The following is a 25,532-nucleotide window of genomic DNA, read 5'->3' as shown; positions in this document are numbered from 1 at the left end:
GTCAGCGTTTATCTGCTGTAATTGGCATGAAACTGGTCGGTTTTTGTTCGAGATCAGATCGAAGGCGCGGTTTTGACGCGCTTGAAGACCGGAATCCAGAAGCCACGTGCACTGTTGATCAGTGCGCAAATGGCAATAACGGAGGCCAGCAAACCGGTGCACGGGTATGGGTCGTTGTGGAACGGCGTATAAATAGCCGCCAATGACAGAATAGTGGCGGTAAACAGGATCACGCCCGGCTTGTTGGGCCATTCGAAGTGCTGGCAAATCCACACCGACAGCCAGGCAATGATGATGCCGCCAGCCGAGCCGACCAGAACGTCCAGTGGCCAGTGGGCACCCACCGCGATACGGCTGAATGCTGCCAGCAGGGCAAAGGCCAGCAGTGGCAGCAGCCAACGTGGTGAAATGGCCAGCATGACCAGTGTCCAGCAACTCAGTGCCGTGAAGGAGTGGCCAGACGGAAAGCTGTGGCGGGTGAGTGTGGGGCCAATGATGTGAAAGCTGTCAGGCACCAGCACAGCGGCCGGTCGCAGGGCATCAAAGAAGGCTTTGCCGCCCTGCACATAAAGAGTGCCAATAATCAGCAGTACCAGCGAAGGCGCCAGAATCTGGGGGCGGAAGCCTGCGACCAGCAGCAGCAAACAAACGCCGAACAGGGTGTCGGCGGTGAAGGTCATGTTGGCCCAGAAGCCATCTGGCAACACACTGGCATCCTGGTTCAGCAGCAGAAAAATGGCGGCATTGGTGTCGCTTAGCGACACCACCAGTGCCATGGCCAATAACAGCAAGGCGGCAACCAGCAGAGGGACCTGTTGTGGGCCAAGTGTCAGGCGATCAGTGCGCATCAGGGGCTCCTGTTGGGTGTGTTTGGTCAGCATCGGTTGGGTTCATCGCCGGGCTATCGGGCCATTGAATCAACATAATCGGTCCTTCGTGAAACAGCACATTGTATTGGGACAGATTGTCGATACGGTCTTCGCGGCCAAAACCAACCCGGCCAGCGGGCAGGTCTGAGCGTCGAGGGGTGACCTTGTCGAGGTAAACGTTAAAGCTCGGAGTATCAATCGACAGGGTGGTTACAGGCAGATTGTGCTCGCGGGCAAACATGGCGGCGTTATAAATAGGGCGCTGCTGGGCTTCGCTGAAGGCCGGAGCAAACACATACCAGGTGAAAATGGCCTGACAAATACCCGCCAGAAACAGCCCTTTCCAGATGGCCAGTTTGCGCCACAGAATAAAGCCAACCGCGATCAGACCCAGCACCGCAGCCTTGATGGCAAAGGCAGTATTAATGTAGTGAGAAGCACGTTCTGCCGTGGCAATTTCGATCGGGTTGGTGAGGCTAGCCTTGATGGTCGGCAACAGCAGCGGAAAGATCGCAAACAGTGCAAAGAACAGGGCAGGCAGAATAGCGACCAGCCAACGGCGCTTGAGAGCAAAGCGATGACGGGCCATCAGCAACACCAGTGGGGTGCAGCCGTACAGAATGTAATGCGGCAGCTTGGTGCTGGCGGCGCTGAACAACACCAGCACAAACAGGAACCAGATCCACAGGAAACGATTCAGCGGATCAGAGGTAACACTCTTGATGCTTGGCAGCATGCGCAGCAACAGTGGACCAAAGGGGGCAAGAACAAACGGTAAGACCAGCGGGTAGAAGAACAACGAGCCGCCGTGGCCTTCCATCGCGTTGTTAAAGCGATTGACGTTGTGCTTGAGGAAAAAGCCGTTAATAAAATCCTGCCCCTGAGCCATGTACTCCAGCACATACCATGGTGCGGCGATGGCCAAAAACAGTACCCAGCCTGGTACGAAGAACAAGGCACGCAACAGGGCCTCACGCTGACCGTTCCAAAGATAGAAAATCACCGCCACGGCACCCGGAATGGCAACCGCCACCGGACCTTTGGTCAGTACGCCAATGCCCATCAAAGCGTACACCGCATACAGCACACCTTTACCGGCACGAGGGTCGCGCAGGCTCAGCCGACTGTGGTGATACATCAACAGCAGGGTGCAGGCCAGTACCGAATTCAGCAGTGCATCGGCGGTCGCTACGTGGGAAATAACATTAATGCCCAATGCGCTGGCGCAGATCATCGCCGCAGCGACGCCGGTATCGCGGCTGAGGTAGTGACGTGCGAATACGAACGTGGCCATCGACCAGATGATGCCAGCCAGCACCGACGGCAAGCGGAATGCCCACACTTCGGTGCCAAACAGGGACATGGAAACGCCCTGTAGCCAGTAAATCAGGATGGGTTTGTCAAAACGCACCCGGTCGTTTAGCCAGGTGGTAATAAAATCGCCACGCTCGAACATGCCGCGGGTGGCTTCACTGAAGGCGCCTTCATCATGGTCAAACAGCAGGTAGCCGCCCATGTTCAATGAAAACAGCACCACGATGAGGGGCAGCAGCCAAAAAGGCATGGCTGCTGGAAGGGGCAATCGCATTGGGTATCAGCTCGCGGAGGTTGGGGCGTCTTTGTTGGCTTCGTCGTTGAATTCGTCTTTCAATGTAGAACTCGGACCATTCCCGTTCGCCCAATCGGCATCGGCTGTTGGCTCACCTTCGCGGTGGTAGATCACGTATTGCTGTTGGCGGGCCGACGATTCGAAATAGGTACGTGAAATAAGTTCAGACATCACGCCGGTGGTCAGGAATTGCAGCGCCGCAATGACACACACCACTGCGATCAGGAACAGCGGTCGGCCGCCAATATCTTCACCCAGAATAAACTTCACAAAGGCCAGGTACACCATCAGCAAGGAGCCAATAGAACCCATGGTCAGGCCGATCATGCCAAAAAAGTGACCAGGACGGGCGCGGTAACGCATGAAGAAGTAGACCGACAGCAAATCCAGAATAACCCGGAAGGTGCGGGAAATGCCGTACTTGGAGGTGCCTGCGGTACGCGCATGGTGGTCAACCACGATCTCGCCAATGCGGCTTGGTGGTACAACCGCAGCCACCCAGGCCGGAATAAAGCGGTGCATTTCACCGTACAGGCGTACCTGCTTGATAACCGAGGAGCGGTATACCTTCAGGGAGCAGCCGTAGTCGTTGATGCGTACGCCGGTGATCTTGCCAATCAGGCGGTTGGCAATGCGCGAAGGAATCTTGCGCATTACCAGGTCGTCCTTGCGGTTTTTACGCCAGCCGGTCAACAGGTCGAGGTCTTTCTCGATCAGGTGGTCGACCATGCGAGGAATGTCTTTTGGATCGTTTTGCAGGTCGCCATCCAGTGTCGCGATCAGTTCACCACGGGCTTCATCGATACCCGCCTGCATGGCCGCGGTTTGGCCGAAGTTGCGACGCAGCTCAACCACACGAACATGACTGCCGCGTTCTTCAGATTGGCGACGCAGCGCCTGTGGCGTGCCATCGGTACTGCCGTCGTCAACGACCAGCAGTTCCCATGGACCTTGGTAGTCGTCCAGGGCTTCATGCACGCGGGAAATCATTGGGCCGACGTTGTCGATTTCATTGAACATCGGAATAACAATCGACAAGGACGGCTTGGTGTTCTCTGTCACAGGGATACCACTCTGAAAAATCATATAGGAAACGCGCTGGATAATACCCAAAAGCGTGCAGCGTTAAAACTGACGCAATGTTGCAGCGGTGCCGCTAATGGATCTTTCGGGGCGATGAAGGTTCCAGGGCGGTTAAGGTTTCGGGCGTCGGGGAATCAGAACCGTCATCAGGGTGGTCAGCAACAAGGTGCAGCCGAGTACAAACAGATGCAGGTTGACCGCACCGGCCAGGGCGGCTTTGGCATCGGTGGCCCACAGTACCAGTCCCGCGACGACCCCGGCTTCGTAGGTGCCAGCACCGGCAACACCGTGAATAGGCAGCACCGAGCTCAGCTCACCGGTGCTTGCGCCAACCCAGGCATGATTGAAAGGAATGCCGATGAACTGCTGCAATAACCAAGCGTAAACCGCCACCTTCAAGGACCAGTTGAACAAGGTCCAGCCAAAGGCACGAATAAAGGGCCATGGGGAGCGTGGCAGAGCTGCCATCAGGTCGGCAATCTTGTTCAGCTTGCCGGAGTTGTGGTTCTCCAGCCATCCGATGATCAGGTTTTGCAGCGGCAGAATGACAAGCGGGCAGGCCAGCAGCAGGATTTGCAGTGTCCAGATTACGTTTTCCGTCAGGCCGGTCAATTGCGCCAGTTGGCTCTTCAGGGTCCATACCGACAGCACAATCAAGGCGTACAGGTCGAGCAGTCGCAGCCACAGCAGTGCCGGGGCTGAGTGACGGGCCGGGCAATCAAACTGTTGCTTCATTAATAGAGGGAAGCTGACCTCACCACTGCGCATTGGCAGCATGTTGTTCAGAAAATTGTGAATGACGGTGACGCGGGTCAGTTGCCAGAAATGCCCCCGGCAATACTGATGAAAAAAGTCATAGAAGCGTGCGGCTCGTAACAGGTAGCTGGCGGCCATCAGGGCAACCGCGGCCAGCAAGGCTTGTGGCGCAATGGACTGCCAGCTCAGCAGGACAGCAGACCAGCCGTAGCTTTGTTCAACAAGGACAATAAAGGCGATGAAAATCAGCAGGCTCAGCCAGAATTTCCAGGATATCAGCATTGGGCTCTCAAGACCAGAATGACCGCAGTCACAGTTGAAGGGAACGGCTGCGGATACTTGCCCTCGTACCGTTTAAAGTCAAGCGTTGCATCCATGGTCAGGCTTGGGTAACGTCCGCGCTAACAAAAACCGGATACATGCTTGTGGTCGCTTCAGAAACTCCTTCTTTTAAAGTCTTGTTGATTAAAACTTCTTCGCTGGGGGATGTGTTTCATACCTTGCCGGCACTGGAAGATGCCTGGCGCAGTGTGCCGGGGCTAACCGTGGACTGGGTGGTAGAAGAAGGTTTTGCGGCGATCCCGGCCTGGCACCCGGCGGTGCGAAAGGTGATTCCGGTTGCCTGGCGACGTTGGCGCAAGCAGCTGTTCAGTGCCAAACACCGGGCGGAAATTGCCGAGTTTCGCCAGCAGCTCAATGGTGAACAATATGACCTGGTGCTGGACGCCCAAGGGTTGCTGAAAAGTGCCATGATCACGTCGTTGGTGAAAACCGATAAGCAACGCAAGGCCGGATTGGATAAACACAGTGCGCGGGAATCGTTAGCGGCGCTGGCCTATGGACAGAAGTATCCGGTAGCCAAAGGGCGACATGCCATTCATCGGTTGCGTGACTTGTTTGGCAAGGTGTTCGATTACCAATGCGAAGAGCTTGAATTCAGCTATGGCGTTGATCGTAGCCGTTGGCAGCGTCCGAACATTGAGGGCAATTATTGGCTGTTTTTGCACGGGACAACCTGGGTTACCAAGTTGTGGCCGGAAAGCTACTGGAAAACTCTGGCGCAGCAGGCTGTCGATCAAGGGCGTAAGGTGGTGTTGCCGTGGGGTAATGACGAAGAGCACGAGCGTGCGATTCGAATTGCCGAAGGCATTGAAGGGGCCGATGTACTGCCGAAAATGGGCCTCAACGAATTGACGGCCTGGTTGGCATACGCTGAAGCCATTGTAGGTGTGGATACCGGCTTGTGTCATGTCGCAGCAGCGCTGGAGGTTCCGGCAGTGGCCATTTATGGCTCAACGGATAGCAGTCTGACAGGAGCGCTGGGGCCTGAAATGGAAGTGCTGGCGAGTGAATACCACTGCGCACCGTGCCTGTCGCGCAAGTGTCTGAACCCGGGTGAGGGCGAGGTGGAACCGCCTTGCTATCAGGAAATCAGTCCGGCACGCGTGTGTGAGCAATTGCTCACACGGTTGGGTCGCACAGACGTTATTGCTGCGAACTGATCAGGTCGCGGGCATCAATCAGGGCGTCATAGTAGGCCAGCGAAACTTCCTGTGAGCTGAGGCCTCGCTGTTCCAGTGCGGCCCAGTCCAGTGATGACCAGTCCGCCTGTTCCAGACGGGTGATCACATTCAACATTTCTCCTAACTCACCACTGTTGTTGAGCAGCGCTTCGCTGATCATGGCAGGCAGGTGCAGTTTCTCGCACAGCACTTTTAATGGCACGTCGACAAAGGCGTCCAGTAACGAAAACAGCCCAACGGTGAATGCGGTTTCCTTGTCCATGTCTGGCCACAGTTCGGCCAATTGGCGGGCGAGGCAGGCGCGGGTGACGGCTTGTTCCTGCAAGGCGACGGGCTTGTCGTCCAGCTGGCCAAGCGCCAGCATATTGGACCAGGACTTGAGGCGATCCAGCCCCATGGTCATCACGGCACGGGTGATGGACGTGATTTCACTGGCAGGGGCAAACGCGGGTGCGTTAACCATTTGCAAGATACGCGAGCTGATTTGAGGGTCGGCCTGAATCACTCGGGTCAGTTCGTCGACTTCGCTGTCCGGGTTGTTCAGTACCCGCAATAGCTTCAGTACCGTGAGTTTGTTGTCGGGAATCTTCTTGCCGTACATCACGTCGGGTTTGGCAAAGAAGAAACCCTGGAACAGGTCGCAACCGGACTGGGTGCAAAACTCGAATTCCTCGCGGGTTTCGACTTTCTCGGCCAGCCACTTTAAGCCGGGGCGCTGGTTGGCGGCCATGATGTCGCGCAGCTGCTCTATGTTGTCCAGTGCCATCAGGTCTACCTTGATGATGTCGACCAATTCCAGAATGGCTGCGGGAATGGTGCCGCCGGTGAAGTCGTCGAGGGCGATCTGGAACCCTTGTTCACGCAGGTTACGAATGTGGTCGGCCTGGGTGTCGGTCAACTCAAGGTGTTCCAGCAGCTCTGCAACGACGTACTTGCAGCCAAGGATTGGTGGGTTCTCCAGCCAGTATTGGGTGAAATTCACAAACGCGGGCAGGCCACCCGTGACGTTTTCGATGCCGAGATCGTTAAAGGCATTGATGATGACTTCGCTGGTTGCCTGGTCGCCGTGAGAATCCTGCCAGTCAGGAGTGGCGTTGGGCACGGGTCTGCTGAGTAGCTCATAGCCGACGGTTTTCTGATGCTTGTCGAGTATCGGCTGGCGCGCCAACAGGGGGACCTGGCTATCAATCATTCTCTCATCCTGAACTGCAAAGCGGCCGTTTGGCCCGCTGGTAAATTAGAGTGTAGCCGACTCATGCAGTTTGCTCGGGGTTGTCTACACTTCAGGGAGTATCTATTTAAACCTGCATGATCCTGAGCGGATGCTGGCTTCCGCGGTGCCCGATTGTAACTGGCTTTGGGCGTAATGGCCGACCTCGAAGTGCGTCTTATGCGCTATCAGGTTGTGAATTGCTGCTCGAAAACGCCAATGACGGCAAATGACACATGCACCACCCCGGGTGGGATGTGCAGTGCAGGGGGAATACATACACCTTTTATAAGAGTCTACAGCTGGAGCTTTTTATGAGCGGCGTACTGAGCAGTGTTGATGCCAGAACCAAATTGGTTGGCCAGAATCGCCTCGAGATTCTGCTGTTCCATCTCGGTGGTCGGCAACACTTCGCCATCAATGTCTTCAAGGTGCAGGAGGTGATGCGGCTTCCCAAGTTGACGGCACTGCCAGACTGCCATCCTGTGGTTCGCGGTGTCACTCACCTGCGTGGCCAGACCGTGCCAGTGGTGGATTTGCGTCAGGCCATCCAGATGGGGCCTTTGAAGGTGGATGATGTCGACGCCACTATCATTGTGACGGAATACAACATGACGGTTCAGGCGTTTCTGGTGGGTGGTGTCGATCGTATTGTGAATATGAACTGGAATGAAATCCTGCCGCCGCCTGGTGGGGCAGGGCGTCAGCATTATCTGACAGCCATTACCCGTATCGATGAGAAAATTGTGGAAGTGATTGATGTTGAGAAAGTGTTGGCAGAAATCAATCCATACGATACCCAGCTTTCCGATGATATTTACGAAAACGACTTGCTGGCGGTGATTCGCGGTAAAAAGATCCTCATCGTCGACGATTCCAAAGTGGCTCTGGGGCAGATGAAGCAAGTACTCACTCCAATGGGTCTGGAGATTGTTGAGGCCAGTAACGGTCTTGAGGCTTATCATCAGCTGATGCACTGGAAGGAGTCTGGCATGGACATCGATAATGACATTGCCATGATCATCACCGATGCTGAAATGCCGGAAATGGACGGTTACATGCTCACGACCGAAGTGCGAAGGGACCCTGTGCTGAAAGAGCTGATCATCGTGTTGCACACCTCGCTGTCAGGTAATTTCAACAAGGCGATGGTGCAAAAAGTGGGTTGTGATGGCTTCCTGTCGAAATTTGCTCCGCACCAAATGGCCACCGAAGTGCAAAGTCTGTTGCGTAAGCGCTTCATGGGCTAATTGTTCGTTTTCACGGTTTGGTCTTACAGCGCCAAAACCGCTAAGCTCCAGCTTCGACTAATTCCTGTGGAAGCTGGAGTCTCCCTTGACTGATCTCACTGTCACCCGCCTGTTTATTTATCCGGTTAAATCCTGTGCTGGAATTGAAGTTGATCGCATTGAATTTGATCGACAGGGCCCTCTGCACGATCGTCGCTTTATGGTTGTCTCGCCCGAAGGCAAGTTCCTGACCCAGCGCCAACTACCCTTGATGGCTCATATTCAAACCGAGTTGCTGGAAAATGGGTTAAGGTTATCTCTGGCTGGCCCTCTCTCTGCTACCGGTTCCACTGCTAATTCCAGTTATGGCGCTTGTGATATCGACTTGAATCAGCAGTCGTCTTGGCAGTCGCGTCAGGTGACGGTCTGGGGGGATGAGGTTTCGGCGCTGGATTGTGGTGATGAAGTGGGTGATTGGCTAACGACTGTGCTGGGACGCGACGCGCGGTTGGTGTATATGCCGGCAAATATTGATCGGCAGGTAGACCCTGAGCGAGCAGCGGAGCAAGACCTCGTGGCTTTTGCGGATGGGTTTCCTTTGTTGGTGTGCACGGAAGAGTCTTTGGCGGCGTTGTCATCAGAGGCGGGTTTAACCATCGATATGTTGCGTTTTCGTCCCAATGTTGTGGTGGCTGGGGATGCCGCTTTTGCTGAGCTTGATTGGCGCCGCATGGACGTTGTGGATGGTGAGCAGTCCGATGCTGCCTTGTTGTGCCTGAAGCCTTGTACCCGGTGTGTGATTCCGACGCGTGATATCGACTCGCTTGAGAAACAGCCGGACGTTGTAGCAGCGTTGAAGGCACTGTGCCTGTCTGATAAGGGGATTGTATTTGGTCAGAATGCCGTTGTGCGTAGCATCGATGCATTGCAGGTGGGGATGGTGTTTAGCGCGGTGAAATAAGAACTTTGCTGTCGGCTTGATTGATCGGCTGGCAATGAAGTTTATCGAACGGGAAGCACTGCGCTTCCCGTTTTTGTTTGCTGGTCAGAAATATGTGGGTGCAAGGGACTTTAGAACAGCTCGATTTCGTCCTCGGTGCCAAAGTCATCGTTGGCGCTCTGTTCGAAATGGTGGCGGTAGATTTCCAATGCCTGGCTCACGCTGTGACCTGCCATAATGTGTTCAAACATGATGCGCTCAGCTTCCATGGTGTAAAAACCTTTGATCTTCAGTTGTAGCGCTTTCCATGAGTTTGGTTGGTAGCGCTCGCCGCTGTCGGCCATCAGGTGTCCGACTTGTTCCAGGCTGTGGGATACGTGATCCAGGCGTTGGCTGAGGCGATCGTAGAATTGAAAGGCAATGATGGATTCCTGAATCTCCTGATTCACCTGCGAGGCGATCTGATGGATCTCGCTTTTGATGGTGCTGGCGGCAGGTTCTTCGATCTGGTTCGATTCTGTTTCAGTAATCTGCAGAATGCGGCGGGTGTTGTCTGCCATGGCGGTGAAGTTGGTGGAGAGCTTGTCGATGGATTGGCCCCCTTCGTTAAGAGAGGTCTCTATTTGGGCGACCGCCAGTGCCAGCATGGCCATGGTTTCTCCAACCTGGCTCCAGTCCATCTCCTGATTTTCAGGGTGTGCTTGTCCTGCAATGCTGTGGCGATCGTTGGTCATGGTAAAAATCCTGGCTGAAGCTATCTTTTTACTCTAGATCAACTGGCTGTTTTTGCTGTGTTTTGGCGTTATTTTTTGTGCCTCTGACGTTGGGGGTAAATGCAGGTTCTTTGGGCTTGTTGCAGGCTGGCAGATCGAAGGGGCGAGTGGTGTGGTCAGGCATGGCTGGAGGTTCTGGCTGCAGATAGTCAAATTGTTGAGTCAGGTGGCCTCCTTGTTAGGTGTCTGAAAGGCATTGTGATTCATTTTATGGCTTATTTATTTTGGGTGGAATGCGACACATTTACGTTAGCGGGATATGAGGTTCGGCATATTGGAGGGTGTGTTTTGTGAATTGCGCCAATGTGGACATTGGTTGTTTTGCGATCAAAAATATATGACTAAAGGATAAATATATTCTGTGTTTATTTTGAATATAACCTCGGTGGATATTCATAAAATGCGCCGGGTATTTGTTTTTGATTTGCCTGGATATGTTTTCCTGGGGCAATAAAAAAGCCGCTGAATAGCGGCTTTTTTATTTATTACCGGATATTAGCCCGGGTAGTCACGCTTGGTGTGACCGGTGTACAGCTGGCGTGGACGGCCGATGCGGTAGTCGCCGCTGATCATTTCATTCCAGTGTGCAATCCAGCCTGGAGTACGGCCGGTAGCAAAGATCACGGTGAACAGCTCGGTCGGGATACCGATGGCTTTCAGGATGATACCGGAGTAGAAATCGACGTTCGGGTACAGGCCGCGTTTAACGAAGTACTCGTCTTCTGTCGCAATTTTTTCCAGTTTCATGGCGATCTTCAGCAGTGGATCGTTTTCCATGCCCAGTTCAGCCAGAACTTCGTCGCAGGTCTGCTTCATAACCTTGGCGCGTGGGTCGAAGTTCTTGTAAACACGGTGACCGAAGCCCATCAGGCGGAACGGATCGTCCTTGTCCTTGGCTTTGGCGATGAACTTGTCGATGTTGGATTCGTCACCAATCTCGTTCAGCATCACCAGTACGGCTTCGTTAGCACCACCGTGAGCAGGACCCCACAGGGCGGCAATACCTGCGGCAATACAGGCGAACGGGTTGGCACCGGTAGAGCCAGCCAGACGAACGGTAGACGTGGAAGCGTTCTGTTCGTGGTCGGCGTGCAACAGGAAGATGCGATCCATTGCCTTGGCCAGAACCGGGCTGATTTCTTTCTCTTCACATGGGGTGTTGAACATCATGTGAAGGAAGTTTTCGCCGTAGCTCAGGTCATTGCGTGGGTACATGAATGGCTGGCCAATGGAGTACTTGTAAACCATGGCGGCCAGAGTAGGCATCTTGGCAATCAGACGGTGAGCGGAGATGACACGGTGGTTTTCATCGTGAATGTCCAGTGAGTCGTGGTAGAACGCGGACAAGGCGCCCACAACACCACACATGATGGCCATTGGGTGTGCGTCACGACGGAAACCGTTGAAGAAGTGGCTCAGCTGCTCATGAACCATGGTGTGGTTCTTGATGGTGCTTACAAATGTAGCCTTCTGTTCTGCGGTTGGCAGTTCGCCGTGCAGCAACAGGTAGCAGGTTTCCAGGTAGTCGGATTTCTCTGCCAGCTGTTCAATCGGGTAGCCGCGGTGCAGCAATACACCCTTGGCGCCGTCGATATAGGTGATCTTGGATTCGGTTGCCGCAGTGGAAACGAAGCCGGGATCATAAGTAAACAGGCCTTTGCCAGTCAGGCTACGAACATCGACTACGTCCTGTCCCAGGGTGCCTTCATACACCGGGAGTTCCAGGGATTCTTCGATGCCGTCGACTGTTAGTATTGCTTTTTTGTCAGCCATGGATAGGCCTCCTGCTGTTCAAATTAAGCCCAATTATTAAGGCGTTACCTCTAATTAAGGGCGTTTACTATAGGTTCTGAAGCAGCTTTGTCAATTACTGACCTCCGAGCATATATGTTGTTCATTGTGGCATATATCCGTGTATTCCCGGAAACATTGGCATTCATAAATCCAGTCTATTTATACGATAGTAGTAGAGAAGCGGTTTCAGGGTGTCTGAAGTGTTTGTAAAAGGGTCGGTGCGTGACTATAATTTGTCGCGGCCGTAAAACTTGTGCAAACCTTGTACACGACTACGGTCGTCTTCTTGAGCCCGCGCTTGCCCTGCTGCGTCAGACGGCAGAACAAGCCCATAAGAGAGTGTAAAGAGCCGTGAATAGCAATAGACCTACAAACCTAGATCTTTCTACTATTGAGCTCCCACTTCCCGCCAAAGCGTCCATTATTCACCGTATCTCCGGTTTCATCCTGTTTTTCGCTGTTGCCTTCATGCTGACTGCACTTGCGACCTCGCTGGAATCTGAACAAGGCTTCGAAAGCCTGATGAGTGCTTTTGATAATGGATTGGTCAAGTTCATCACCTGGGGCATTGTTTCCGCCCTTGGTTACCACTTTGTGGCAGGTATCAAACACCTGTTGATGGACATGGGAATTGGTGAAACCAAAGAAAGCGGACGTACTGGTGCCATGATTACTCTGGTACTGGGCGTAGTTGTAATCGTACTGGCAGGAGTTTGGGTATGGTAACAAGTGTCACAAACCTGGGCCGCAGTGGCCTGTATGATTGGATCGTCCAGCGCCTGACTGCTGTCGTTCTTGCCCTTTACACTCTGTTCCTGGTGGGCTTTCTGGTGGCAACGCCGGATCTGACCTACGGCCAGTGGCAGGGCCTGTTCTCCCAGACCTGGATGAAAGTATTCAGTCTGGCTGCTCTGATTTCGATTTGTGCCCACGCCTGGGTAGGCATGTGGACCATCTCAACTGACTACCTGAAAAACGCTGGCGTTCGTACCGTATTCCAGTTGGTGTGTGCAGGTTTTCTGTTTGTTTACCTCGTTTGGGGTATCGATATCCTCTGGAGCGTGTAAGTTATGTCATCTATCAGAACATTGTCCTTTGATGCCATCGTAATTGGTGGTGGCGGTGCTGGTATGCGTGCAGCGCTGCAGTTGACCGAAGCCGGCATCAAAACCGCTTGTGTGACCAAAGTATTCCCGACCCGTTCCCACACAGTATCCGCCCAGGGCGGTATTACCTGTGCGATCGCGTCTGCTGATCCGAACGATGATTGGCGTTGGCACATGTACGATACCGTTAAGGGTTCCGATTACATCGGTGACCAGGACGCTATCGAATACATGTGTTCCGTAGGTCCTCAGGCTGTATTCGAACTGGAGCACATGGGTCTGCCATTCTCCCGTTTCGAAAACGGCCGTATCTACCAGCGTCCTTTCGGTGGTCAGTCCAAGGATTTCGGTAAGGGTGGCCAGGCCGCTCGTACCTGTGCTGCTGCTGACCGTACCGGTCACGCGCTGCTGCACGCCCTGTATCAGGGTAACCTGAAAGGCGGTACTACCTTCCTGAACGAATGGTACGCCGTTGATCTGGTGAAAAACGCCAAGGGTCAGGTAGCGGGCGTTATTGCTATCTGCATCGAGACTGGTGAAACCGTATACATCAAAGCCAAGGCAACCGTACTGGCTACTGGTGGTGCGGGTCGTATCTACCAGTCCACTACCAACGCATTGATCAACACCGGTGACGGTGTGGGTATGGCACTGCGTGCCGGTGTTCCAATGCAGGATATGGAAATGTGGCAGTTCCACCCAACCGGTATCGCCGGCGCGGGTGTACTGGTTACTGAAGGCTGTCGTGGTGAGGGTGGTTACCTCATCAACAAGGACGGCGAACGTTTCATGGAGCGTTACGCTCCAAACGCCAAAGACCTTGCGGGTCGTGACGTTGTTGCCCGTTCCATGGTTCTGGAAATTCTGGAAGGCCGTGGCTGTGGTGAAAACGGTGACCACGTATTCCTGAAGCTGGATCACCTGGGTGAAGAAACCCTTAACGCCAAGCTGCCAGGTATTCTGGAACTGTCCCGTACCTTCGCTCACGCGGACCCTGTGAAAGTGCCAATTCCGGTTGTTCCAACCTGTCACTACATGATGGGTGGTGTTCCGACCAATATCGGTGGTCAGGCGCTGACTGTTGATGCAGAAGGCAACGATCAGGTGGTTGATGGCCTGTACGCTGCTGGTGAGATCGCTTGTGTATCGGTACACGGCGCCAACCGTCTGGGTGGTAACTCACTGCTCGACCTGGTGGTATTCGGTCGTGCCGTTGGTCTGCAGGTTGAACAGAGCTTCAAAGACGGTTTCGAAGGTGCTGAGGTGTCTCAGGAAGACATCGATCGCGCCATGTCCCGTCTGAACCGTCTGAATAACAGCTCCACTGGTGAGAGTGTTGCTGACGTTCGTGCGGAACTGCAGAAGACCATGCAGCTCTATTTCGGTGTATTCCGTGAAGGTCCTTCCATGGAGAAGGGTCTGAAGATGCTGGACGAAATCGGCGAGCGCGTTAAGAACACGGTTCTGGACGACAAGAGCGGTGCGTTCAACACAGCACGTATTGAAGCACTGGAACTGGACAACCTGTTTGAAACTGCCTACGCAACAGCGGTTGCGGCGGTAGAGCGTAAGGAGTCCCGTGGTGCTCATGCCCGTAATGACTACACTGAGCGTGATGACGAGAACTGGCTGTGCCACTCTCTGTACTTCCCTCAGACCAAGTCTGTTGGCAAGCGCGCTGTAAACTTCGCTCCGAAGACTGTCGAAGCGTTCCCACCGAAAATCCGTACCTATTAATGGGAGGTATGCAATGTTAGTAAGTGTCTATCGCTACAACCCAGAGAAGGATTCTGCGCCATACATGCAGGACTACAACATCGATATCCCTGGTGGTAAAGATGTGATGGTTCTGGATGTTCTGGCTCTGGTGAAAGAACAGGATACCGGTTTTGCTTACCGTCGTTCCTGCCGTGAGGGTGTTTGTGGCTCTGACGGTATGAACATCAACGGCAAGAACGGCCTGGCCTGTATCACTCCGATCTCTGAAGCCACCAAGGGCAAAATGGACAAACTGGTGCTGCGTCCTCTGCCTGGCATGCCAGTGATCCGTGACCTGGTCATTGATATGTCCATGTTCTACAAGCAGTACGAGCGCATCAAACCGTACTTGCAGAACGATACGCCAGCACCTGCTATTGAGCGTCTGCAGTCTCCTGAAGACCGTGAGAAGCTGGATGGCCTGTACGAGTGTATCCTGTGTGCATGTTGTTCGACCGCGTGTCCTTCATTCTGGTGGAACCCTGACAAGTTCGTCGGCCCATCCGGTCTGTTGCAGGCTTACCGCTTCCTGGCGGACAGCCGTGACACCACCACAGCAGAGCGTCTGACGGATCTGTCTGATCCATTCAGTGTGTTCCGTTGCCGCGGCATTATGAACTGTGTGAACGTTTGTCCTAAAGGTCTGAATCCGACAAGGGCAATCGGCCATATTCGTAATATGCTGTTGAATCAGCAGATTTAATCTGCAAACTATCGGAACCCCTGTGTTTCAGGGGTTCTGTATAGACGTAAGTGGGCTGGACACACAGCTCGTTTTCGTAAAAAATCGCGCAACCTCGCGCTTACAAGGCGCGTGTACATAAGTAAAAAACGACATTGAGGGATCAACAGGGTATTCCTGTTTCACCTCAGAGGCCTTGCGACTTAACCAGTCGGCCCTCTACTTGCCTCGCATTGCTAGAGTCGGCGCAGCCATCTCTGTGGGTGATCGTCCCCAATATTTCAGGAACAGGGTGATCGTACATGCACGAGCAGACAATGGAGCAGCTATGGAGCACCTCCCATCTTGATGGTGGAAGTCTTGCTTACATAGAAGAGCTCTATGAAGCCTATCTCCGGGATCCTAGTGAGGTTTCCGAGAAATGGCGCAGCTATTTTGACCAACTCCCGCGAGCCGACGAAAGCGTTACCGTCGACACTCCCCATAAGCCGATTCGTGAACAGTTTCTGCTCATTTCCAAAAACCAGCATCGTGCCCGTCCGGTAGCGGCCAGCAGTGTCAGCACCGAACATGAGCGCAAACAGGTGCAGGTTCTCCAGCTGATTAATGCCTACCGCGGCCGCGGTCACCAACAGGCCAAGCTGGACCCACTTAACTTGATGGCTCGTGAGTCTGTTCCTGATCTCGACCTCCACTTCCATGGCCTCTCCAAAGCTGATCTGGATACCACCTTCCAATGTGGCACCCTGTTCATCGGTCAGGAAGAAGCGACGCTGAAAGAAATCATTGATGCGCTGGAAGCCACCTACTGCGGAACGATTGGTGCTGAGTTCATGCACATCGTGAACACCGCAGAACAGCGTTGGTTCCAACAGCGTCTGGAGAGTGCCCGCTCTCATCCGAAATTCAGTGGCGACGTCAAAATGCACCTGCTGGAGCGTCTGACCGCAGCTGAAGGTCTGGAAAAATATCTGGGTTCCCGTTACCCGGGCGTCAAGCGTTTCGGTCTGGAAGGCGGTGAGTCCCTGATTCCACTGATGGACGAACTGATCCAGCGCTTTGGTTCCTACGGCGCCAAGGAAATCGTCATCGGTATGGCCCACCGTGGTCGTCTGAATACCCTGATCAACACCCTGGGTAAAAAGCCTTCTGATTTGTTCGACGAATTCGATGGCAAGGCGGAATACAAGCACCACGGCGACGTGAAGTACCACCAGGGTTTCTCTTCCAACGTGATGACCTCTGGCGGCGAAGTGCACCTGGCCATGGCATTTAACCCGTCCCACCTGGAAATTGTGTCTCCAGTGGTTGAGGGTTCTGTGCGCGCCCGTCAGGATCGTCGTGAAGACAACACTGGCGAGAAGGTTGTACCAATCACCCTGCACGGTGACTCTGCATTCGCAGGTCAGGGCGTGGTGATGGAAACCTTCCAGATGTCCCAGACTCGTGCTTACAAGACTGGCGGTACCGTTCGTGTCGTGATCAACAACCAGGTAGGTTTTACCACCTCCAAGCGTGTTGATGTGCGTTCTACCGAATACTGTACTGACGTTGCGAAAATGATCGAAGCGCCAATCCTGCATGTGAATGGCGATGATCCTGAAGCGGTTCTGTTTGTAGCCCAGGTGGCTGCTGACTACCGTCGCGAGTTCAAGAAAGACGTTGTGATCGACCTGGTTTGTTACCGTCGTCGTGGTCACAACGAAGCAGATGAGCCATCCGGCACCCAGCCGCTGATGTACGCTCAGATCAAGAAGCAAAAGACCACTCGTGAGCAATACGCTGCCAAGCTGGTAGAAGAGGGTGCAATCTCTGCGGAAGGCGTCAAGGCGCTGGAAGAAGAGTACCGTAGTGCTCTGGATGCCGGTCAGCACGTTGTGAAGAGTCTGGTGAAAGAGCCAAACTCTGAAATGTTCGTCGACTGGACCCCTTACCTGGGTCACGGCTGGACTGCCAAGGCAGACACCACCTTCGATCTGGGCCGTCTGCAGGAACTGGCTAACAAACTGCTGGAAACTCCAGAAGGTTTCGCGATTCAGCGTCAGGTTGGCAAGATTCTGGAAGACCGTGGCCGCATGGCTGCCGGTGCGACGCCAATCAACTGGGGCTTCGCCGAGACCATGGCATACGCCACTCTGGTCGACGAAGGTCACCAGGTCCGTCTGACCGGTCAGGATGTGGGTCGTGGTACCTTCTCTCACCGTCATGCGGTACTGCACAACCAGAAAGACGCCAGCACATTCGTGCCTCTGGCCAATCTGAAAGAAGACCAGCCAGACGTGGCCATCTACGACTCGCTGCTGTCTGAAGAAGCGGTACTGGCATTTGAATACGGTTACGCCACCACCACGCCAAACGCGCTGGTGATCTGGGAAGCCCAGTTTGGTGATTTCGCCAACGGTGCCCAGGTGGTATTCGACCAGTTCATTTCCTCCGGTGAAAGCAAGTGGGGCCGCCTGTGTGGTCTGACCATGTTGCTGCCACACGGCTATGAAGGTCAGGGCCCTGAGCACTCTTCTGCTCGCCTGGAGCGTTACCTGCAACTGTGTGCTGAACACAACGTACAAATCTGTGTTCCTTCCACACCGGCTCAGGTGTACCACATGCTGCGTCGTCAGGTGATTCGTCCACTGCGTAAGCCAATGGTGGTTATGTCACCTAAGAGCTTGCTGCGTCACAAGCTGGCTACCAGCACCCTGGAAGAACTGGCTGAAGGCAGCTTCCAGACCGTGATCAGTGAGCAGGATGATCTGGATCCGGCAGCAGTACGCCGTGTACTGATGTGTTCCGGCAAGGTCTACTACGATCTGTTGGAACGTCGTCGTGCCGAAGAAATCAATGACATCGCCATCGTTCGTATTGAACAGCTGTATCCGTTCCCACACGACGATCTTGAAGCAGAGTTGGCCAAGTACACCAACCTGAAAGAGATCTACTGGGTACAGGAAGAGCCGAAAAACATGGGTGCCTGGTACAGCAGCAACCATTACATGGAGCGTGCAATCAGCTCCGTCGGCCTCGACGTGGAGCTGCAATACGCAGGCCGCGCGGCAGCAGCATCTCCGGCCGCTGGTTACATGGCTCTGCACTTGCAGCAGCTTGAAGAATACATCACAGACGCTCTGGACATTCAGGGCTAATAGCAGGAACACCTAAGGAAAAAATAATGAGCATCGAAATCAAGGCCCCGACTTTTCCTGAGTCCGTTGCAGACGGTACCGTCGCTACCTGGCACAAGCAGCCAGGTGAACCAGTAGAACGTGATGAACTGCTGGTTGATATTGAAACCGACAAGGTTGTGTTGGAAGTTGTGGCTCCTGCTAACGGCACCCTGAAAGAAATCTTCAAAAACGCTGACGACGTTGTCCTGAGCGACGAAGTTCTGGCTGTATTTGTTGAAGGCGACGTTGCTGCTGCAGCGCCTGCCGCTGAAGCTGCACCGGCTGCCGAAGCCGCACCAGCTGCGTCTGATGATGATTCCCTGGTTAATCCGGCTGCTCGCAAGCTGGCTGAAGAGAAGGGTGTTGCCCTGTCTGCAGTCAAAGGCACTGGCAAAGGCGGTCGCGTGACCAAGGAAGATGTACAGAACCATATCAAGAACGGCGCCAAGCCAGCGGCTGCTCCGGCTCCTGCCGCAGCACCTGTTGCTGCCGTTCCAGCAGGCGAGCGCGTTGAAAAACGCGTCCCAATGACTCGTCTGCGCGCCACCATCGCCAAGCGCCTGGTGGATGCACAACAAAACGCAGCCATGCTGACTACGTACAACGAAGTCAACATGAAGCCAGTAATGGAACTGCGTAAAACCTATAAAGAGCAGTTCGAAAAAGTACATGGCGTCAAGCTGGGCTTCATGTCTTTCTTCGTTAAAGCTGCCACTGAAGCGCTCAAGCGTTTCCCAGCAGTTAACGCGTCTATCGACGGTAACGACATGGTTTACCACGGTTATCAGGATATCGGTGTTGCCGTATCTACCGACCGGGGTCTGGTTGTTCCTGTTCTGCGCGATACCGACAGCATGGGCCTGGCTGAAATCGAAGGCACTATTGGTGACTTCGCCAAACGTGGCCGTGATGGCAAGTTGGGCATGGAAGACATGCAGGGCGGTACCTTCACTATCACCAACGGTGGTGTGTTCGGTTCCCTGATGTCTACCCCAATCCTGAACCCACCGCAGACCGCAATTATGGGTATGCACAAGATTCAGGAGCGTCCTATGGCGGTGAATGGCAAGGTTGAGATCCTGCCAATGATGTATCTGGCATTGTCATACGATCACCGCATGATCGATGGTAAGGAAGCGGTTCAGTTCCTGGTAACCATCAAGGACCTGCTGGAAGACCCTGCACGTATGCTGCTGGACGTTTAATCGGACTTTTAAGGATTCGTAATGAGCAAGAAATTTGACGTAGTCGTTATCGGCGGCGGTCCTGGCGGCTATGTAGCTGCCATCCGCTGTGCACAGCTGGGCCTGAAAACCGCTTGTATCGACAAGTGGGTGAACAAAGAAGGTAAAGGCGTTTACGGCGGTACCTGTCTGAACGTTGGTTGTATCCCATCCAAAGCGCTGCTGGATACTTCCCACAAGTACGAAGAAGCCAAGCATGACTTCGACATGCACGGCATTGGCGCTGGCGACATCACCATGGATGTCAGCAAGATGCTGGCTCGCAAGGACCAGATCGTTAAAAACCTGACCATGGGTGTTGCTGGCCTGTTCAAGGGTAACGGCGTTACTGCTCTGGAAGGTGTTGGTAAGGTTCTGGCTGGCAAGAAAGTTGAGTTCACTCCTCACGGTGGTGAAGCTGAGCAGATCGAAGCCGAGAACATCATCATCGCGACCGGTTCTGTACCTTTCAACATTCCACCAGCTCCACTGACTGATGACATCATTGTCGACAGCACTGGCGCACTGGAATTCAAGGAAGTACCAGAGAAGCTGGGCGTTATCGGTGCCGGCGTTATCGGTCTGGAACTGGGTTCCGTATGGGGCCGTCTGGGCGCCAAGGTTACCGTTCTGGAAGCACAGGACAAGTTCCTGCACGTTGCTGACTCTGCGGTTTCCAAAGAAGCTCAGAAGCTGTTCACCAAGCAGGGCATGGACATCCGTCTGGGCGCTCGTGTGACCGGTTCTGAAGTGAAAGACGGCAAAGTAACCGTTACCTTCCAGGAAGGCGGTGAAGAGAAGTCTGAAACCTTCGACAAGCTGATCGTTGCTGTTGGCCGTAAACCATTCACTGACGGCCTGCTGGCTGCTGACTGTGGTGTGAACCTGGACGAGCGTGGCTTCATCCACGTAGACGACAGCTGTCAGACTGCTGCTCCAGGTATCTGGGCAATCGGTGACGTTGTTCGTGGTCCAATGCTGGCTCACAAAGCATCTGAAGAAGGCGTAATGGTTGCCGAGCGCATCCACGGCCACGCTGCCCAGATGAACTACGACGTGATTCCTTCCGTTATCTACACTGCGCCAGAAATTGCCTGGGTAGGTAAGACCGAAGAACAGGTTAAAGCAGAAGGCGAACCATACAACACTGGTATGTTCCCATTCGCGGCCGTAGGTCGTGCGATGGCCAGCAACCAGACTGATGGCTTCGTTAAAATCATTGCACATGCTGAAACAGACCGCATTTTGGGCGCTCACATCGTGGGTCCTAACGCCGGTGACCTGTGTCAGCAGATTGTAATTGCGATGGAATTCGGTTCCAGCGCAGAAGATATCGGCATGATGGTATTTGCTCACCCAACCGTTTCTGAAGCAGTTCACGAAGCGGCCCTGGCTGTTAGCAACTCCGCGATCCACAAAGTGAATCGTAAATCCAGAAAATAAGATCCGATAAAAACAATGGCCCGGCTAGACCGGGCCTTTGCTTATATTGCTGAACTTCAACGCAGAGTGTTTTTTGCGTACCCCATAAAGGTTGTTCAGTTAACACAGGCTGTCGGGTAATCCTCGACAAACAAAAGAAACAGGACGAAAGCGATGAACCTTCACGAATATCAGGGTAAACAGCTTTTTGCTCAGTACGGTCTGCCAGTATCCAAGGGTGTGGCAGCCAAGACTGCAGAAGAAGCGGCAGCAGCGGCTGACGAAATCGGTGGTGACAAGTGGGTTGTTAAAGCCCAGGTGCACGCCGGTGGCCGTGGTAAGGCAGGTGGCGTTAAGCTGGTTGACTCCAAAGAAGAAATCAAGGCATTTGCTGAGCAGTGGCTGGGCAAAAACCTGGTTACTTACCAGACTGACGAAAAAGGCCAGCCTGTAAGCCGTATTCTGGTTGAGAGCTGCACTGATATTGATCAGGAACTGTATCTGGGTGCGGTTGTTGACCGTTCCACTCGTCGTATCGTCTTCATGGCCTCTACTGAAGGTGGTGTTGAGATCGAGAAAGTTGCTGAAGAAACTCCAGAAAAGATTCTGAAAGCAACTGTTGATCCACTGGTTGGCGCTCAGCCATACCAGGCTCGCGATCTGGCTTTCAAGCTGGGTCTGCAAGGTGACCAGATCAAGCAGTTCACCAAGATCTTCATGGGTCTGGCGAAACTGTTCCAGGACAAAGACCTGGCGCTGCTGGAAATCAACCCGCTGGTAATCACTCCAGAAGGTAACCTGCACTGTCTGGACGCCAAGATCGGTATCGACAGCAACGCTGTTTACCGTCACAAAGACCTGCAAGAGATGCACGATCCTTCCCAGGAAGATGCTCGTGAAGCTCACGCTGCTCAGTGGGAACTGAACTACGTAGCGCTGGATGGTGACATCGGCTGCATGGTTAACGGTGCTGGTCTGGCCATGGGTACCATGGATATCGTGAAGCTGCACGGTGGTAACCCTGCAAACTTCCTGGACGTTGGTGGCGGCGCTACCAAGGAACGCGTTGTTGAAGCGTTCAAGATCATTCTGTCCGACGACGCTGTTAAAGCCGTATTCATCAACATCTTCGGCGGTATCGTACGTTGTGACATGATCGCAGAAGGCGTTATCGGCGCTGTTAAGGAAGTGGGTGTTGAAGTTCCTGTTGTTGTTCGTCTGCAGGGTAACAACGCTGAACTGGGCACCAAGGTTCTGTCTGAATCTGGTCTGAACATCATTGCCGACACCGACCTGGCAGGCGCTGCCAAGAAAGTTGTTGCAGCAGCTGCTGGCGAATAAGGGGATATCATGAGCATTCTTATCAACAAAGACACCAAGGTTATCTGTCAGGGTTTCACTGGTGCTCAGGGTACTTTCCACTCTGAACAAGCCATCGCATACGGCACCAAAATGGTTGGTGGTGTAACTCCGGGTAAAGGCGGTCAGACTCACCTGGGTCTGCCAGTATTCAACACCGTTGCTGAAGCTGTTGAAGCAACTGGTGCTGAAGCATCCGTTATCTACGTTCCAGCGCCTTTCTGTAAGGATTCCATCCTGGAAGCGGCCAACGGCGGTATCAAACTGATCGTTTGTATCACTGAAGGTATTCCTACTCTGGACATGCTGGATGCCAAAGTTAAGTGTGACGAGCTGGGTGTTACCCTGATCGGCCCTAACTGCCCAGGCGTTATCACCCCAGGCGAATGCAAGATCGGCATCATGCCAGGTCACATCCACCTGCCAGGTAAAGTGGGCATCGTATCCCGTTCCGGTACTCTGACTTACGAAGCCGTTAAGCAGACTACTGACTACGGTTTCGGCCAGTCTACCTGTGTTGGTATCGGTGGTGACCCAATCCCGGGCTCCAACTTCATCGACATCCTGAAATTGTTCCAGGAAGATCCAGCGACTGAAGCCATCGTTATGATTGGTGAAATCGGTGGTACCGCTGAAGAAGAAGCTGCTGCCTTCATCAAGGAAAACGTAACCAAGCCTGTAGTTTCCTACATCGCTGGTGTTACTGCTCCTGCTGGTAAGCGTATGGGCCACGCTGGCGCCATCATCTCCGGTGGTAAAGGTACTGCTGACGAGAAGTTCGCCGCTCTGAACGACGCTGGCGTAACCACCGTTCGCAGCCTGGCTGACATCGGTGCAGCTCTGAAGGAAAAGACTGGCTGGTAAGTTTTACCGCTGATCTGATCTTTGAAAAACCCGCGCTTGTCGCGGGTTTTTTTGTTTTAGGGTTGTCGGGAGTCGGGAGTCGGGAGTCGGGAGTCGGGCTCACTTCTGGCCAGTCCTTGTCCCGTATTGTCGCGCACTAAAGTATTGATAGACCAAGGTTTGATCACCCAACGTCGAATGGTTGCTATCCCTCGCGAAGACTAAGGTTTTAGCGTCATCTTGAGGGGACGATCATGACATACCAACAACAATATCAGTCATCCATTGCCAACCCTGAAGCATTCTGGAGAGAGCAAGCCAACCGTGTTCAATGGTTCAAGGAACCAGAAACCATTTTGTCCAAAGACGCCAACGGCATTGACCGCTGGTACGCCGATGGCGAATTGAACACCGCCTATCTGGCGCTGGATTACCACGTCTTGCAGGGGCGAGGGGATCAAACCGCACTGATCTACGATTCGCCAGTGACCGACACCCGGCGCAGTTACAGCTACCGTGAATTGACCGCCGAAGTTGCGCGCTTTGCCGGGGCCTTGAAAGCCCGTGGTGTTGAGAAAGGCGATCGGGTGGTGATTTACATGCCAATGGTGCCGGAAGCGGCCATCGCCATGCTGGCTTGTGCCCGTCTGGGAGCGATTCACTCAGTGGTGTTTGGTGGTTTTGCTGCCAGCGAGCTGGCAACCCGAATTGACGATGCAACACCCAAACTGATTCTGTCAGCGTCCTGTGGCATCGAGATTGATCGGGTCATTGAATACAAGCCGATCCTGGATGAAGCCATTGAGCTGGCTGCGCATAAGCCGGATGGCTGCATCATCTTGCAGCGGGACATGAGCCGCTGTTCACTGGGCGACCGTGATACCGACTGGCATGACGCCATCGCCAAGGCGGAACCGGCCGACTGTACGCCGGTGGGTGCAACCGACCCGCTCTATATCCTCTATACCTCTGGCACAACTGGCAAACCCAAGGGCGTGGTGCGTGATAACGGCGGCCATGCGGTGGCGATGAAATACAGCATGGAAGCAGTTTACGACATGGGCGTTGCCGATGTGTTCTGGGCTGCCTCCGATGTCGGTTGGGTAGTGGGCCATTCCTATATTGTCTATGGGCCGCTGCTGGCGGGCTGCACAACCGTATTTTACGAAGGCAAGCCGGTTCGTACTCCGGATGCCGGGGCTTTCTGGCGAGTGTGTGAAGAATATGGCGTGAAAGGTCTGTTTGCGGCGCCAACGGCGTTCAGGGCGGTGCGTAAGGAAGATCCGCAATGCTTGTTGGCCAAACAGTACGACCTCAGCCAATTGAAGACGATTTTTATGGCCGGCGAGCGACTCGATCCACCCACCTACGACTGGGTCGTTGAGCATATACAGCGTCCGGTTGTTGACCACTGGTGGCAAACTGAAACCGGTTGGGCGATTGCGGGTAATCACGTTGGTCTGGGGCCGGTAGCGGTGAAAGCCGGTTCGGTGACGCGACCGTCACCGGGTTTTAATGTTCAGGTACTGGATGGCCGCGGTCAGCCGGTAGGAGCCAACCAACAAGGCAGCATCGCCATCAAATTGCCGTTGCCGCCGGGCTGTCTGCCGACCATCTGGGGCGACCATGATCGCTTCGTATCCGGTTATCTGGGGACGTTTGACGGCTACTACGTCAGTGGTGATGGCGGTTATCTGGATGATGACAACTACCTGTTCGTTTTGGGCCGTACCGACGACATCATCAACGTGGCAGGGCACCGTTTGTCGACCGGCGAGATGGAGGAAGTGGTTGCGGCTCATGAGGCAGTTGCCGAATGTGCCGTGATTGGCCAGTCCAGCGAGTTGAAGGGGGAAGAGCCGCTGGGGTTGGTGCTGCTAAAAGACGGTGTCGATGTTGATGAAGAGGCCTTACAGCAGCAGCTGGTTCAGCAGGTACGCGAAAAGATCGGCGCGGTTGCCAGCTTCAAGAGTGCGGTGGTGGTCAAGCGTTTGCCGAAAACCCGTTCTGGCAAGATTCTGCGCAAGATACTTCGCAATATTGCCAATGGCGAAGAGTACAACACGCCATCAACCATTGATGATCCAGCCTGTCTGTCAGAGATTGAGCAGATCCTGTCAGAGAAGGGTATTCGCAAATAAACGTAAGTGTGAAAAATATTTCGAACCAATTCGAGAGCGGTCACTCAAACA

20 protein-coding genes are annotated in these 25,532 nt (G+C 53.9%); 13 read left to right on the top strand and 7 right to left on the bottom strand.

Annotation, left to right across the window (positions count from 1 at the left end; all coding sequences use genetic code 11):
- Positions 1-53 precede the first annotated feature (53 nt).
- The 4 genes from G516_RS23705 to G516_RS0103900 all read right to left on the bottom strand — a co-directional run bounded on the left by G516_RS23705 (position 54) and on the right by G516_RS0103900 (position 4,599).
- Entirely contained in the window at positions 54-848 is a 795-nt protein-coding gene (locus tag G516_RS23705) for a phosphatase PAP2 family protein (protein WP_051218912.1), read from the bottom strand.
- Positions 838-2,457 (bottom strand): ArnT family glycosyltransferase, encoded by a 1,620-nt coding sequence (locus G516_RS20940; RefSeq protein ID WP_084644849.1) that lies wholly within the window; start codon positions 2,455-2,457, stop codon positions 838-840. Before G516_RS20940 ends, G516_RS23705 begins: the two co-directional genes overlap by 11 nt.
- A 6-nt stretch (positions 2,458-2,463) precedes the next feature.
- Entirely contained in the window at positions 2,464-3,540 is a 1,077-nt protein-coding gene (locus G516_RS20935) for a glycosyltransferase family 2 protein (RefSeq protein ID WP_245582603.1), read from the bottom strand.
- A gap of 132 nt (positions 3,541-3,672) precedes the next feature.
- On the bottom strand, positions 3,673-4,599 hold the full coding sequence (locus tag G516_RS0103900; RefSeq protein ID WP_036534321.1) for a lysylphosphatidylglycerol synthase transmembrane domain-containing protein: 927 nt from the start codon (positions 4,597-4,599) through the stop codon (positions 3,673-3,675).
- Positions 4,600-4,778: 179 nt separating this feature from the next.
- On the opposite strand from G516_RS0103900, the gene waaC reads away from it, so the two are divergent.
- On the top strand, positions 4,779-5,819 hold the full coding sequence (waaC, locus tag G516_RS0103895) for a lipopolysaccharide heptosyltransferase I (RefSeq protein ID WP_245582602.1): 1,041 nt from the start codon (positions 4,779-4,781) through the stop codon (positions 5,817-5,819).
- Here waaC and G516_RS20930 read toward each other — a convergent pair.
- On the bottom strand, positions 5,803-7,032 hold the full coding sequence (locus tag G516_RS20930; protein ID WP_051218910.1) for an EAL and HDOD domain-containing protein: 1,230 nt from the start codon (positions 7,030-7,032) through the stop codon (positions 5,803-5,805). The two genes, waaC and G516_RS20930, sit on opposite strands and share 17 nt — an antisense overlap.
- A 332-nt stretch (positions 7,033-7,364) precedes the next feature.
- Between G516_RS20930 and G516_RS0103885 the strand changes: the two genes are divergently transcribed.
- Positions 7,365-8,300, top strand: a complete 936-nt coding sequence (locus G516_RS0103885; protein ID WP_028292556.1) for a chemotaxis protein CheV — start codon at positions 7,365-7,367, stop codon at positions 8,298-8,300.
- An 85-nt stretch (positions 8,301-8,385) separates the two neighbouring features.
- Positions 8,386-9,240, top strand: a complete 855-nt coding sequence (locus tag G516_RS20925) for an MOSC domain-containing protein (RefSeq protein ID WP_051218909.1) — start codon at positions 8,386-8,388, stop codon at positions 9,238-9,240.
- 110 nt (positions 9,241-9,350) lie between these two features.
- Here G516_RS20925 and G516_RS20920 read toward each other — a convergent pair whose 3' ends face one another.
- Both G516_RS20920 and gltA read right to left on the bottom strand, forming a co-directional pair.
- Positions 9,351-9,953, bottom strand: coding sequence for a hypothetical protein (locus G516_RS20920; protein WP_051218908.1), 603 nt, complete (start codon positions 9,951-9,953; stop codon positions 9,351-9,353).
- Positions 9,954-10,487: 534 nt separating this feature from the next.
- Positions 10,488-11,765, bottom strand: coding sequence for a citrate synthase (gltA, locus tag G516_RS0103870; RefSeq protein ID WP_028292555.1), 1,278 nt, complete (start codon positions 11,763-11,765; stop codon positions 10,488-10,490).
- Between the two features lie 372 nt (positions 11,766-12,137).
- On the opposite strand from gltA, the gene sdhC reads away from it, so the two are divergent.
- The 10 genes from sdhC (at position 12,138) to G516_RS0103820 (ending at position 25,481) form a co-directional block, all read left to right on the top strand.
- On the top strand, positions 12,138-12,512 hold the full coding sequence (gene sdhC, locus G516_RS0103865) for a succinate dehydrogenase, cytochrome b556 subunit (protein ID WP_084644848.1): 375 nt from the start codon (positions 12,138-12,140) through the stop codon (positions 12,510-12,512).
- A complete protein-coding gene (sdhD, locus tag G516_RS0103860; RefSeq protein ID WP_028292553.1) occupies positions 12,506-12,853 on the top strand; it encodes a succinate dehydrogenase, hydrophobic membrane anchor protein in 348 nt (115 codons plus the stop codon). Before sdhC ends, sdhD begins: the two co-directional genes overlap by 7 nt.
- Before the next feature lie 3 nt (positions 12,854-12,856).
- Positions 12,857-14,629, top strand: a complete 1,773-nt coding sequence (sdhA, locus tag G516_RS0103855) for a succinate dehydrogenase flavoprotein subunit (protein WP_028292552.1) — start codon at positions 12,857-12,859, stop codon at positions 14,627-14,629.
- Positions 14,630-14,642: 13 nt separating this feature from the next.
- Positions 14,643-15,353, top strand: coding sequence for a succinate dehydrogenase iron-sulfur subunit (locus G516_RS0103850; RefSeq protein WP_028292551.1), 711 nt, complete (start codon positions 14,643-14,645; stop codon positions 15,351-15,353).
- A gap of 281 nt (positions 15,354-15,634) precedes the next feature.
- Positions 15,635-18,472, top strand: a complete 2,838-nt coding sequence (locus G516_RS0103845) for a 2-oxoglutarate dehydrogenase E1 component (RefSeq protein WP_028292550.1) — start codon at positions 15,635-15,637, stop codon at positions 18,470-18,472.
- A gap of 26 nt (positions 18,473-18,498) precedes the next feature.
- Positions 18,499-19,698, top strand: a complete 1,200-nt coding sequence (odhB, locus tag G516_RS0103840) for a 2-oxoglutarate dehydrogenase complex dihydrolipoyllysine-residue succinyltransferase (RefSeq protein WP_028292549.1) — start codon at positions 18,499-18,501, stop codon at positions 19,696-19,698.
- Positions 19,699-19,719: 21 nt separating this feature from the next.
- Positions 19,720-21,159 carry a dihydrolipoyl dehydrogenase gene (lpdA, locus tag G516_RS0103835; protein WP_028292548.1) on the top strand — a complete coding sequence of 480 codons (1,440 nt, stop codon included), beginning with the start codon at positions 19,720-19,722 and terminating at the stop codon, positions 21,157-21,159.
- Positions 21,160-21,312: 153 nt separating this feature from the next.
- Positions 21,313-22,479 carry an ADP-forming succinate--CoA ligase subunit beta gene (gene sucC, locus G516_RS0103830; RefSeq protein ID WP_028292547.1) on the top strand — a complete coding sequence of 389 codons (1,167 nt, stop codon included), beginning with the start codon at positions 21,313-21,315 and terminating at the stop codon, positions 22,477-22,479.
- A gap of 9 nt (positions 22,480-22,488) precedes the next feature.
- Positions 22,489-23,361, top strand: coding sequence for a succinate--CoA ligase subunit alpha (sucD, locus tag G516_RS0103825; protein WP_028292546.1), 873 nt, complete (start codon positions 22,489-22,491; stop codon positions 23,359-23,361).
- Between the two features lie 233 nt (positions 23,362-23,594).
- Positions 23,595-25,481 (top strand): propionyl-CoA synthetase, encoded by a 1,887-nt coding sequence (locus tag G516_RS0103820; RefSeq protein ID WP_028292545.1) that lies wholly within the window; start codon positions 23,595-23,597, stop codon positions 25,479-25,481.
- Positions 25,482-25,532 lie beyond the last annotated feature (51 nt).

Source organism: Oceanobacter kriegii DSM 6294 (assembly GCF_000422845.1).
Classification (GTDB): domain Bacteria; phylum Pseudomonadota; class Gammaproteobacteria; order Pseudomonadales; family Oceanobacteraceae; genus Oceanobacter; species Oceanobacter kriegii.
The sequence above is the reverse complement of the archived record's forward strand: the minus strand, read 5'-3'. Positions and strand labels throughout refer to the sequence as shown.